The organism is Chryseobacterium panacisoli (genome assembly GCF_008274625.1).
In the GTDB taxonomy this organism is placed as follows: domain Bacteria; phylum Bacteroidota; class Bacteroidia; order Flavobacteriales; family Weeksellaceae; genus Chryseobacterium; species Chryseobacterium panacisoli.
In genome coordinates this window covers 351,436-363,411 of the sequence record NZ_VTRU01000001.1, presented here as the reverse complement: position 1 = coordinate 363,411, position 11,976 = coordinate 351,436, and the positions used below count along the sequence as shown (strand labels likewise).

General features: G+C 35.7%; 11 protein-coding genes. 2 read left to right on the top strand and 9 right to left on the bottom strand.

Features of this window, described 5'->3' with window-relative positions:
• Nucleotides 1-29 precede the first annotated feature (29 nt).
• The 3 genes from FW781_RS01710 to FW781_RS01700 form a co-directional block, all read right to left on the bottom strand.
• Nucleotides 30-359, bottom strand: coding sequence for a DUF2845 domain-containing protein (locus FW781_RS01710; RefSeq protein WP_149385842.1), 330 nt, complete (start codon nucleotides 357-359; stop codon nucleotides 30-32).
• Nucleotides 360-740: 381 nt separating this feature from the next.
• A complete protein-coding gene (locus FW781_RS01705) occupies nucleotides 741-1,133 on the bottom strand; it encodes a DoxX family protein (protein WP_149385841.1) in 393 nt (130 codons plus the stop codon).
• A gap of 10 nt (nucleotides 1,134-1,143) precedes the next feature.
• A complete protein-coding gene (locus tag FW781_RS01700; protein ID WP_149385840.1) occupies nucleotides 1,144-1,968 on the bottom strand; it encodes an SDR family NAD(P)-dependent oxidoreductase in 825 nt (274 codons plus the stop codon).
• A 148-nt stretch (nucleotides 1,969-2,116) separates the two neighbouring features.
• On the opposite strand from FW781_RS01700, the gene FW781_RS01695 reads away from it, so the two are divergent.
• A complete protein-coding gene (locus FW781_RS01695) occupies nucleotides 2,117-2,407 on the top strand; it encodes a winged helix-turn-helix transcriptional regulator (RefSeq protein ID WP_228720114.1) in 291 nt (96 codons plus the stop codon).
• A gap of 25 nt (nucleotides 2,408-2,432) precedes the next feature.
• Here FW781_RS01695 and FW781_RS01690 read toward each other — a convergent pair whose 3' ends face one another.
• From FW781_RS01690 to FW781_RS22255, 4 genes are all read right to left on the bottom strand, one after another.
• On the bottom strand, nucleotides 2,433-3,326 hold the full coding sequence (locus FW781_RS01690; RefSeq protein WP_228720113.1) for a phosphotransferase: 894 nt from the start codon (nucleotides 3,324-3,326) through the stop codon (nucleotides 2,433-2,435).
• A 241-nt stretch (nucleotides 3,327-3,567) separates the two neighbouring features.
• Complete coding sequence (locus FW781_RS01685) at nucleotides 3,568-5,061, bottom strand: BspA family leucine-rich repeat surface protein (RefSeq protein WP_149385838.1); 1,494 nt, start codon at nucleotides 5,059-5,061, stop codon at nucleotides 3,568-3,570.
• Between the two features lie 276 nt (nucleotides 5,062-5,337).
• Complete coding sequence (locus tag FW781_RS01680; RefSeq protein ID WP_149385837.1) at nucleotides 5,338-7,719, bottom strand: TonB-dependent receptor; 2,382 nt, start codon at nucleotides 7,717-7,719, stop codon at nucleotides 5,338-5,340.
• A 210-nt stretch (nucleotides 7,720-7,929) separates the two neighbouring features.
• Nucleotides 7,930-8,214, bottom strand: a complete 285-nt coding sequence (locus tag FW781_RS22255; protein WP_047374658.1) for a bacteriocin-like protein — start codon at nucleotides 8,212-8,214, stop codon at nucleotides 7,930-7,932.
• A gap of 449 nt (nucleotides 8,215-8,663) precedes the next feature.
• Between FW781_RS22255 and FW781_RS01670 the strand changes: the two genes are divergently transcribed.
• Nucleotides 8,664-9,452: an XRE family transcriptional regulator gene (locus FW781_RS01670; protein ID WP_149385836.1), complete on the top strand. Its 789-nt coding sequence runs from the start codon at nucleotides 8,664-8,666 to the stop codon at nucleotides 9,450-9,452.
• A gap of 67 nt (nucleotides 9,453-9,519) precedes the next feature.
• Here FW781_RS01670 and xth read toward each other — a convergent pair whose 3' ends face one another.
• Nucleotides 9,520-10,299, bottom strand: a complete 780-nt coding sequence (gene xth / locus FW781_RS01665; protein ID WP_149385835.1) for an exodeoxyribonuclease III — start codon at nucleotides 10,297-10,299, stop codon at nucleotides 9,520-9,522.
• A 238-nt stretch (nucleotides 10,300-10,537) separates the two neighbouring features.
• On the bottom strand, nucleotides 10,538-11,935 hold the full coding sequence (locus tag FW781_RS01660; protein ID WP_149385834.1) for an alkaline phosphatase: 1,398 nt from the start codon (nucleotides 11,933-11,935) through the stop codon (nucleotides 10,538-10,540).
• Nucleotides 11,936-11,976: the final 41 nt, after the last annotated feature.

Sequence of the window (11,976 nt, the reverse complement as noted above, 5' to 3'; positions counted from 1 at the left end):
TCAATTTTCTTTTTACAGTAAGCATTTGATTAGGGATGAATTATAAACGGAGAATTATTCTCAGATTCCTGCCCTTGTTCAAGAGAAACCAATTTTCCACCTTTAAAAGTTAAAATATTTGTTATTGATCTATTTCCCATATTTAAACTTTCTCTATAGTATAAAGATTCTTTAATTTCTCCGGCTTCTTTATTTTCTGTAAATGAAGATTTATAGGGTTTTCCAAATTTTGATATAACCTGTTCTTTTGTCATTCCAATGCTCAATGATTCAGAGGTGAATTTACTTCTTGAAGAGCAGGAAATTAACATTATACCTGTTATAATTAATGCTAATAATTTAAACTTTAAAACATTCATATTTAATTGTTTAGGATGTATTACTGCGGGACATTGAAAATCTGAACATCATAGTAATGAGCTATCATCACAGCATTTGTAAGTGCATGGGAAGATAAATCCATTTCCTGAAATTTCTTTCAATCGTTCGATTGAAAGAAATTTTCTGTTTACTGATTTTTTCACAAAACTTTGTATAGCTAAATTAATAAATTATTTCACTTTGACAAGAAAAAATAATTAATAGTAATTGCTCATTATCAGCATTATACAGTGTTGAAAAATGTTATTTTATATTAAATTAATTAAAATAAATATCTATTAAAAGTATTTTGCTTTCATTTATGCTGAATACTTTTATTATGATGAAAAAATGATCATTTTCGAGGCTGCTTTATTTCTTTATAATTTTTTAGTACTGGAAAGATTTATTTTGATCCTGCTGTCTAAAAATAAAAGGATTGCAGAAATACAACACATGATGAGTGAATGCCCATAATGATGATACTCCTGATGTGCCATGTGAGTAGTAAAGGCACCAATCGCAAAGGGAAACAGGAATAATATGCCTATAGTTCTGAATTGAGACCTGTAGAGTCCCAGAATCACCAGAACAACTCCGATCACTTCGGCAATTCCGATGGCCAGAGTCCATGTTTTGTTAAAACCTAATGATTCCATGCTTTGCATCATCGCCGGGCGTTGAAAAATTTTAAACAATGAGGATGGTACTATGATGTACAGGTATCCTATGTACAAAACCCAGTACAGAATGTTTTTAAAAGTTATTTTCATTCTTCAGTTGTTAATAATCCACACTTACTGCAATCTCTTCGGTTAATGCTATACAATTCTGTAAATCAGCAATTTTGGCTTTCATAGTTTCGATAGTACCCGCTGTAAGAGGTAACCTGAAGGTTGGAACATCATTATTTACAGCCCTGATGATAGCCTGTGCAGCGGCAACAGGATTACCGGGTTGATTACCGTTGATCTTTTTTGTATTTATCCTTATATCCCCTAATTTTTCTGCATATAGAGGAAATTTGTTCCGGGCATAATACACAGATTCCCCAAAAAAATCGGTACGCAGAGCCCCAGGCTCTACCAGCAACACTTTTATACCAAATGGTTTCACTTCCTGTTCAAGTGATTCACTCATTCCCTCAAGAGCAAATTTACTGGCTGCATAAATACCGTTCCCAATACCAGCCGTAATGCCAACCCTTGAAGAAAGCTGCACAATTACTCCCTGACCCTTATTTCTCATATATGGAATGACGGCCTGGCAAAGTTTCCATACAGACATAAAATTGACATTGAATTGCCTGATAATTTCCTGTTCCTCAAACTCTTCAATCATTCCAAATACACCGAAACCCGCATTGTTTACCAAAACATCAATCTGACCGTATTGTTCAATGACCTCATTAATAAGTGAATCAATATGATCTGTTTTGGTAAGATCAATAATAAAAGATTTTGCATTTACATTATTGTCGAAGGTCTGCTGGTCCTCCTCATTCCGCACAGTTCCTATAACAATATCCCCGGCATCAAGGATTTGTTTTGAAAGCTCTTTTCCCAATCCTTTGGAAACACCTGTAATTAGCCATACTTTTTGTCCCATTTTAATTTTGTTTTATATCTAGACAAAAATATTTTATACCTTTACCATAAACAAGTACCTACAAAATTGTATGTACCCACCCATGTATATGAGAAAAGAAAATTCAACAAATTTTTTAAACGAAACAGACCTTATTAAAAACTGCGGGATGTTCTATACCCTATCAGTTATCGGAGGCAGATGGAAAGTGGGAATACTGGCTTCGTTGCTGGATAATGATGAACTCCGATATTCTGAAATAAAAGGGAGGCTGCATAACATTACCGAAAGAATGCTGATCAAACAGCTTAAAGAACTGCAGGATGAAGGACTTATCATCCGGAAAGATTATAAAGAAGTGCCTCCCCGGGTTCATTACAGCATCAGTGATAAAGGCAGAAGCCTTCAGGATGTGCTGATAACCCTAAGATACTGGGGGAAAAAATACAGAAATGAGTAGATAATAACTGTTAAACCTATCCCTTTTAGTTGGTTACAAGTTTGTTATTAATCTCAATGTGGTTGTAAACAATCCATCGTTTTAAATTTCCAACCATTCTTTTTAAATGATCTTCATTCAAGAAAATATTTGTCCAATATTCAAATCTGTCACACTGAACGCTTATATAATAGGTCATAATTGCTAAACATGCGTAGGGTAAAAACTCTTTCTCTTCGCTACTAATTTTAGTTACAGTCTCGTAACCTTTTATGAAACTATCTGCTTTTACCTGATATTCCTCTTCGTTCAAATTGGTAGTAAATAACTGAAACAGGAAATAAGAAATGTCAAAGCATAAATAACCGTTGCCACAAAAATCAAAGTCAAAAAATGTTATTTCCTTTTCATCGTCAATGTGCAGATTGTCAAACCAAACGTCAAGATGAACGGCTCCATATCTCATTTTCTGTTTGTCTGTATTTTCCATTTTTAGCGTTAAAAAAGCAGAAAGGGTTTCTAAAAATTCAATTTCGGCAACATTTTTACTATAGAATTCTTTTGTTTTTAAGACAGGGTTCTTAAGCAGGTTTTGAACATTGTAAGACATTCTCATCAGTTCAATATTTTCTGTGGACTGATGAACTTTTGCTAATGCCTGTCCAATTAGAAAACTTGTTTGGGATGAAAATTTTGCTGTCTTTATGCCTTTAGCATACGAAAATAAAACGCCCAATCTCTTTCCTTCCGGAGTTTCAATTTCTTGAATAAATTTGTTCGATTGATCAGCTATTGGAAAAGCAACCTGTCGGTCTGCTTCTTTTAGCAGGATTAAAAGTCTTAATTCTTCCTCAATTTCTAATTTTGTCCGCCAGTTATGGGTGTACACTCTAAAAACGTATTTGTTTTCATCATCATGAACAATGTATAAATGATTCATAGCAAGCCGAAATATGCTGCATTCCGTTTTGTCGGTCAGTTTATATTTTTGTTGAATAAGTTTACCAAGTTCATTGGGTGAAAGGGTACTGTTTATTATAGGGAATTTCTCTGTCATCAATTCTTAGTGAGTCGTTGGTTATTCTTCTTAGTTGACACAAATATAACACACTTAACATTAAAGCTCCAAAGTACAAAGACTATGGAGCTTATTTGATAGAGGTAACCTTTCGGCTGATCTATTATTTCTTAATTATTTTACTGAAAATAGTATTTCCTTTTAAAAGATAATTCCCTGAAGGAAATTCGGTAAGATCGATCGTGTTTTTTCCTTTTATAAACGTCATATTTTTAATGAGTTTTCCAGTGATATCATATAAATAAGCATTTTCATTTGCAGTAGCCTCCACAGTGATCATTCCTGTTGTTGGATTTGGATACGCTGGAGTTTTTGTTTTTTTTGAAACTTCTGCTGTTGATAAAAAGCATCCTGGGTTATAGGTGTCTCCAACAATAGTAAAGCCTCTGTTAACCAATTGAGCTCTTGCCATAATGGCTTGTGGTGTGGAATAGATCAACCCTGTTGCATCTATACTTCCGGATGTCAATGTTGTGTTCACCCATGTAGGATTATTATTGAGAGCAATTAGAAAATTATTATAGTTTGTACATGATAAACCGGAGTTTTTTAATCCGAAAACGATTGAACCTCCGAAAAAATTTTGAAGTCGGATGTTCCAGCCAGAAATATCCTGATCAAAAAGTACAGCACCATTAAACATGTTAAAACCTGAGTAATAACTAATCTTGGCTACATTCCAGTTTCCAATAGGCTGGTTGAATGAGACTGCATTTTCAAACATATGTTCAAAATCTGTTACTTTAGCGGTGTTCCAATTATTAAGAGGCTGATTAAATGCTGCTGCATTAGAGAATACATAGCGAAAATTAGTAGCATTTGATGTGTTCCATGAATTTAATGGCTGGTTAAAAGCTACAGCATCCTTGAACATTGCCGAGAAGTTGGTTCCGGATGCAGTATTCCAACCGGAAATATTCTGATTAAAAGCAGATGCAAAAGAAAACATTCCATTAAAATCTTTTACATTCGCTGTATTCCAGCTTCCAATATTCTGATTAAATAGCTTTGCTCTGCTAAACATATTACTCATATTAGTAATTGTACTGGTGTTCCAACTTGAAAATGAATTATTGCCGATCAAAGACGAACAATTATAGAACATTTCTGATAAATTGTTTATCTGTGTCAGATTGGGAATATCTGCAGCTGTTACATTAAGGTTCGGACAGCCTGCAAATCCCTGATTAAATTGTTGAAGCCAAATGATGTCTCCCCACTGACTGATCTCGGTGAATTCCGGATTGGCATTTGGATCAATAGCGTTTGTGCTGGCTCTGAACCCGTAAAATAGCCCGCTGCCATTGGATACTTTCAATTTGTAGACTGCCTGGACAGGATTTGTATGTAAAGAGGTTCCAAAAGAAATGGTAATTGGATTGGTACTATTAGATGTAACAGAATTAAGGACTCCATTATGTTGTGGGTATCCTACTTCTTCCCAGCTAATGGTATAATTGGTTCCTGTACCGCCGAAAGATATTGCATGATCAATGGTACCGTTTACATTAGGTTTCCACAAAGTAATAAATTCAGTCTGTGCATAAGAACAGAAAAATAGAAAAAGGAAAATGATTACTAGTTGTTTTTTGTGCATAATTAAAAAAATAGTTGTTAAAAAGTTAATTTTGGTTTTAGTAAGACAATAATTTCCCGGGATTGTTTATCTTATCTCTAACATAAAGATATAGACGCGCAGCGACAGAACTTGTCGTATTAAAATTTTATTACTTTTTTTTTGATATTTTTTGAATAAATAAATGGGATAGAAACTGCACAAATGGTTTGCATTCTAAGACTGATTTTGAATAGATAACCTAAAAAAAATCTGCAGCTATTATTTATTAATGACAACTGCAGAAATAAGATTGATTTATATCGTTATTTTCACACCTGCTGAAACATTTATTCCAGGAAGCGGACTTATAAATTTTAACTGGGAGTTTTGTAGTCTTGCCTCGGTGTTCAGAAGATTATTTCCAATAATATAATATTCCAGCTCACCAAAGGCTAAACTGTTGTCTTTATATGCGAAGCGTACATTCAGTAATGAAAAAGCCGGCATAGGAAGCTCAGGATTGATATTTTTTCCTAAATATTTTTGTTGTAAATAATGATCCAGACTCAGATTCAGGCTGAAGTTCTGTAGAGTTCCTTCCAGATTGAATCCAAAACGGCTTGTAGGCATATTAGGCATATAATCGCCATCACTCCATTTTCTTATGGAACTGTCGGCAACGCTTATATTTCTTACCAGATCATAGTAAGCACCGATCTCCCACTTTCCTATTTTTCCGAGATCTGCTTTATAAGCAGCTTCAGCTTCAATTCCGTTGATTTCTGTATCATCAGAACGCCATTCTTTTACAAGAAAAACTTCCCTGGAAAGCCCTGTGTGGGCAAGGTAAATATAATTTTTATAAGAAGTATGGTACCAGTTGGCAGATACCCGAAGGTTCTTCAGGTTCAAGCCACCTCCTATTTCAACTGTGTTTGCCGTTTCCTTATCCAGCCTATCATCGCCATTTTCTTCTGTCAGAATAGCAAAATGATTGTTTCCAGAATAGAGTTCATTCACTTCCGGGGCTCTTTCAGAATGGTTGTATTGTACTTTCAGAAAACCTTTTTTAAAGATATCCCATTGAGCAGAACTGTGGAATTGATGAAGAGTAAAGTCTCTGTCACTGAGTTTCCCACCGGATAGTCCGCGGCTTGTGACATATTTACTATCTGCCTCTGCTCTTCGCTGTACATGATCGTTTCTATATCCAAGATCCAGCTGAACACTATTAAAATCAAGGTGCTGCATTGTAAATACTCCAATTTCGCGGCTTATATTATTGGGTAAATATCTCTGGCCCCCTGTTCCTTCCATATCTCTGTATTGAATTTCAAGACCTGTGGTCCCCGTAAGAAATTTTAATTTCTGTTGTGCAATCTCTAGACGTCCGTTATGCTGGTTTACAGCAAACTGATTAGCCCGGTAACGGTCGAGAAGTTCTGCGTTTTTTGAAAATACTCCCATGTAATTGAGTTTAATACCGGCTATTGGAGAATTGGTAAATTTATAGCCTGATTCAAACATGGCTTTGTGAGATAAACTTCTGATATTGATAGGGCGATACTCTATTTTTTGTGGCTTTCCATGAGTATGTGTGGGGATTTTTTGCATTGCATACCCGGGAACTCCAAAATATGAATAAGAGTTTTGATACGCTCCTCCGGCATATAATGATTTCCCTATATAACTGGTTCCCACATAAAAAGAATTGCTTTCTGAATGACTATTGGGTATGGTTCCGTCTTTTGTCTCTACATAATCCCTGATCCCGTTTACTTCACTTTTATAGTGATCTGTTGAAGGATCCTGACCCGGAACGTACAGGTCATTCTTCGGATTTGGATAAGTCTTACCATCTGCAGGGTTATAATAGGTGGGACTGAATGTATAAAGATCATCTTCCGAAAGTTCATAGTCTATCATATGATCTTTGGCGAACTGGCTGATGTAGGGGAAAAGACTCTTGTTGAGTACGCGTCTTGAATCTGCATTTATCTGGCATAGTGACTGTAAAACACTGTCGAAACCCACCAGCTTGGGATCATAACATCTGCTGTCTTTTGTTTTCCCGGGAATTCTGACTATTTCCTGCTTCTGATTGGATGCGCCTACAGTCCATACCCAGTTTTTGGCAATGATACCTCTGGCAGAAAAAGCCTGTTTCTGCCCGCTATTGCTTCCGCCTTCCAGAAGTCCGCGGAAATTTATCTTTTTCTCCGGTAGTTGTCTGGCTATATAATCGGTTTCAATATCTATGGCTCCTCCAATAGCTTTCCCTCCATATAAAACCGCTGCAGAGTTTTTGTAAATAGTAATATTTTGAACAGCATTCATCTCTATATCAGTAGTAAAATCCGGGCTTATTCCGGAAAGATCATTGACTGCTGTGCCATTTTCCAATATTTTTACGCGGTTTCCACTTAGGCTTCGGATAACCGGAGCCCCGGAATTAGGACCATATCCGGAGTTTTGTATACCAGGGATTTTGCTTAACGTTTCTCCCAACGTATTGGATTGAATAAAATCTAGTTTTTTTCTTGAAATATTTACAGATTTATAATTTGTTTTTCCCTGTACCTGGACAGATTCTATATCTTTTACAATTTTTTTTTCAGGGTTATTTTTCTGGGCTTTCAGAATGGATGGTGAGTAAATAAGTGTGCTACCCACCAAAAAATAAATAGTCCTTTTCATGTGCATATACTTTAATAATCCGGCAAAGCTAGATAATTAAATTTATTAATGCAACATTGTTGCTTTATTTGATTTTTATCAAAAATATACTTGATGAAAATAAGTGACTGACTATAAGTACTATATATTGATTTTTCTGTTTTCTGTATAGGTATAAAAAAATCCGCTCTGAAAAGAGCGGAATGATTTTTTAATGTCTATCCTTACTGATTAGCAAGTAGAACCACACTCAAGTAATTTGATGTGAATTACACCATTTACAACACATTGTGTTTGGCATAAAGCGTTAGTTACAACAGTGCTTACACCGCCAACTACACCACCAACAGTAGATCCAACGCCAGTAACTACACCACCAACGATAGTACCTACTCCGCCTACTACTCCACCAACTACACCTCCTAGTCCACCTAGTAAAGTACCGATTGGATCTAGTAATCCGTTACCTGAAATAGCTTTTAATTCGTTTCTGTCTAATTTTTTTAAGTTTTTCATAACTATAATTTTATATGATTATTACATCACGAATATATGAATAATAATAATACAATTGCAAATTATTTTCAATAAATTAATTATATGTTTTTATTATTTAATATTTCATTAATATATGTGTATTTTAGTATAGATATGATTTTCACTTATATGTGATTGATTTACTAAATGTTAAAAATAATAACTCAATTTATGAAATTTAGAGTTATTATTTTTGCACTAAATTCTATTTATCAATGATTATTGTTTAAACTATGTAAAGCCTTCTATATTTGTGCAGAAATCAATTTTTAATGCGTGAAAATTGATTGTTCAGATATGAAAATTTTCTACTTTTTAATAAAAATGGAGAGCAGACCAGTCAAATTTGCCTATATATTACAGTAAAACCTGTTCCGGTGGTTGATAACGTATTCAAATTTTGTATTTTTGCTCACATACTTTTATCAATGTCAATTTTTTCAAATAATATACGCTTCTTAAGAGCCAAGAGAAAGCTTTCCCAACAAAATGTAGCTGATGAACTGATGATTTCCAGAGTCCGGTATTCAAAATATGAAAACGGGATATCTGAACCTCCTATCGAGCTGCTTGTAAGAATTTCCAAATATTTTCATGTAAGTATTGATCTTATGCTGTCTGTAGATATTCAGAAGTATCCTATGGATGATATGCTGAAATTACCTGATAACAGAATTGTGCTTCCGGTGGCGGTAGATACCCATGGAAATGATACAATAGAAATTATTCCTCAAAAAGCTTCTATGGGATATCTGGAAGGTTACAGTGATGTAGATTATATTGAGAGTCTTCAGCGTATTGCGCTTCCCTTTCTTACTAACGGAAAATACAGAGCATTCCCTGCGGATGGAGATTCCATGCCTCCCTTCAGAAATGGGTCTTATATTGTAGGAAAATATGTGGAGGGAATCAATGATTTAAAACAGGGAAAAACCTATGTTTTTGTAACGTTGAATGATGGGATTACCTATAAGCGTTTTAAGGAAAAAAAAGAAAATACGATCTGTGTAAGTGCTGACAATTCTTTTTATGAGCCTTATGAAATTCCATTTGAAGAAGTTGTTGAAATCTGGCAATATGCTTCAGGAATTTTCCCGGAAGATTTTGAGCCTGGTGATTATGAAAGCTATAATTTTAAAGAAATGTTTCGTGAGCTGAGACAGGATATCAGGGATCTTGATAAAAAAGTTTCTGGCCGTCGCCGTAAACAGTCTTAGTATTCATATCAACCTTATAATATGCTCCTGATTTTATAAACCGGGAGTATATTATAATATTCTTGAGTTACAATTCGTCCGTAAGTTCAATCCATACCGGAGCATGATCGCTGCTTTTCTCCCAGCCGCGTACATGACTGTCTACTCCACCGGACTGAAGTCTGCTCTGAAGATAAGGGCTTAATAAAATATGGTCCAGCCTCATACCTACATTCCTGTCGTAAGCTTTATATAAGTAATCCCAGAATGTGTATACTTTTTCGCCAGGATAAAGATTTCGTATTGTATCAAGCCATCCCTTCTTTTGAAGGTCTTTGTAGGCTTTTCTTACTTCTGTTCTGAACAGGGCATCATTTTCCCAGCGTTCCGGTTTATACACGTCAATGGGCTCCGGAATGATATTAAAATCACCGATAAGAATGGCAGGAAGTTCCATAGTGATAAGTTGGCTGGTTCTTCTTTTAAAACGTTTGATCCATGATAATTTATAATCGAATTTAGGTCCGGGATAAGGATTTCCATTCGGAAGATAAAGACAGCAGATGACCATTTTATCAATAATTGCTTCAATATAGCGGCTTTGAATGTCTTCGGGATCACCGGGTAAAGATCTTTGTACCTCTGTGATCTCTTTGTTTTTTGCCAATATAGCAACTCCGTTCCAGCTTTTTTGTCCATTCCAGACAGCCTCATAACCCGCTTTGTTAATTTCCTCTACCGGAAAACGTTCCTGAGGTGCTTTTAGTTCCTGAAGGCAGACAATATCCGGCGAGGCTTCTTTCAGCCATTTCAGTAAAACAGGCAGGCGTCCATTGACTCCGTTGACATTATAAGTGGCTATTTTCATGACATTTTTTTTGAAGGAATCAGATTTTTTAATTACGGCAATAATTATTCCATCATAATTGCTTTTTAAGTGTTGTTTAATTGAAAAAGTACCACATCTGATGATATGGTACTTATAGTTGAAACCGTTAAATAAATCAGTACTCATAAGATCTGATGATAAATAACAAAAAAACAAGGCGGACACACTCAATCCGCCTCGTATCTCCCAAATAATTAAATATGAAAAATATGAATGTTTATATCAAACAGGCTTTTAGCATCAGATCATGCAGGTCTGTATTTTTAATAAAAGGCTGTAAAAGTTCATTTCCCGGACCATAAGCTGCCACTTCCACATAATCTCCGGAATGATCCATGCTGATCCATCCTACAGAATTTCTGCTTTTCTGAATTTCTGAGTACAGTTTAAAAGGCAGTTTCTTATAATTATAAAGTCCTTCTTCTTCCTTTTCAAGTCCGTTGTAAAAACTCAGAAGATGTTTGGCTTCATCATCATTCAGAATGATTTTGTTGCCTTCATAGATCCAGTCTTTAATATCTTTTACTGAATAGTCTTTCTGAATCCTGTTCAGAATATATTCATTGGTGTATTGATAGTCTGAAATGCTGTTAAAATTCTTAGTGGAATCAGTTCCGTAAATCGTTCCGGGATTGGCATTTCCATGATCGGTAGTGATGATGACTAACGTATTTCCGTCCTTTTCGGCAAAATCCATTACTGTTTTTACAGCTTCATCAAATGCCAGCTGATCGTGAATGAGTGCTGCTACATCATTGGCATGGGCTGACCAGTCTACTTTTCCGGCTTCTATCTGAAGAACGAAACCGCTGGGATGATCTTTTAACTGATCAATGGCGGTCTTTGCCATTTCAGCAAGAGTCGGTGTATTTTTGAATTCCGGAACATGTGTTCTGTCGATGCTGTAAGGGAGGGCTCCTGTACTGAATATTCCTAATAATTTTTCTCCTTTTTTGATTTCTTTAAGGTCATTTTGTGTTTTTAGAATCCTGTATCCTTTTTTGCTGTACACAGAATAGAGATCTTTCTTATCTTCTCTTTTGGCAGGATTGAAAAATTCGTCTCCGCCTCCCAACAGCACATCCAGTTCCAGCTCGGCATACATTTCAGCAATTTGGGGTTCTGCATTTCTTTTTGAAGAATTTACACAGAATCCTGCAGGAGTGGCATGGGTAATGGTAACGGTTGTCACACAGCCGGCTTTTTTCCCTGCTTTTTTATATTGCTGCCATATGGGAAGATGCTTTTCACCATTGGGTCCCACATTCAGAACTCCGTTCTTCACTCTTATTCCTCCTCCGAAAGCAGAACTTGCTGCTGCGGAATCCGTTACAATAGAACTTGCAGAAGCAGTGTCCATCAAAGCTCTTGTCACTTTTTTCTCATGATACAGATTGAGCCAGTTACTCCCTTTTCCCAAAATATTCCGGGAATACAGATCTGCCATGGAAAGCGTTCCAAGACTCATTCCATCACTTACCATAAAGATGATGTTCTTTGCTTTTCCTGAACGGGGATTTTCAATAGTTTTCCCGGAGCTCCAGAGATCAGACGGTGATAAGGTCAATAACCCTGAAAGTAATGCTGAACCTTTTATAAATTTTCTTCTGTCCATATTGTTTTGAAATAATGGGGAAAGTTATTGTATCTATCTTT

What these genes read in the sequence shown, in the direction of transcription:
- FW781_RS01710 (WP_149385842.1), bottom strand. Translation starts at nt 359, where the DNA reads ATGAATGTTTTAAAGTTTAAATTATTAGCATTAATTATAACAGGTATA.
- FW781_RS01705 (WP_149385841.1), bottom strand. Translation starts at nt 1,133, where the DNA reads ATGAAAATAACTTTTAAAAACATTCTGTACTGGGTTTTGTACATAGGA.
- FW781_RS01700 (WP_149385840.1), bottom strand. Translation starts at nt 1,968, where the DNA reads ATGGGACAAAAAGTATGGCTAATTACAGGTGTTTCCAAAGGATTGGGA.
- FW781_RS01695 (WP_228720114.1), top strand. Translation starts at nt 2,117, where the DNA reads ATGTTCTATACCCTATCAGTTATCGGAGGCAGATGGAAAGTGGGAATA.
- FW781_RS01690 (WP_228720113.1), bottom strand. Translation starts at nt 3,326, where the DNA reads ATGAATCATTTATACATTGTTCATGATGATGAAAACAAATACGTTTTT.
- FW781_RS01685 (WP_149385838.1), bottom strand. Translation starts at nt 5,061, where the DNA reads ATGCACAAAAAACAACTAGTAATCATTTTCCTTTTTCTATTTTTCTGT.
- FW781_RS01680 (WP_149385837.1), bottom strand. Translation starts at nt 7,719, where the DNA reads ATGAAAAGGACTATTTATTTTTTGGTGGGTAGCACACTTATTTACTCA.
- FW781_RS22255 (WP_047374658.1), bottom strand. Translation starts at nt 8,214, where the DNA reads ATGAAAAACTTAAAAAAATTAGACAGAAACGAATTAAAAGCTATTTCA.
- FW781_RS01670 (WP_149385836.1), top strand. Translation starts at nt 8,664, where the DNA reads ATGTCAATTTTTTCAAATAATATACGCTTCTTAAGAGCCAAGAGAAAG.
- xth (WP_149385835.1), bottom strand. Translation starts at nt 10,299, where the DNA reads ATGAAAATAGCCACTTATAATGTCAACGGAGTCAATGGACGCCTGCCT.
- FW781_RS01660 (WP_149385834.1), bottom strand. Translation starts at nt 11,935, where the DNA reads ATGGACAGAAGAAAATTTATAAAAGGTTCAGCATTACTTTCAGGGTTA.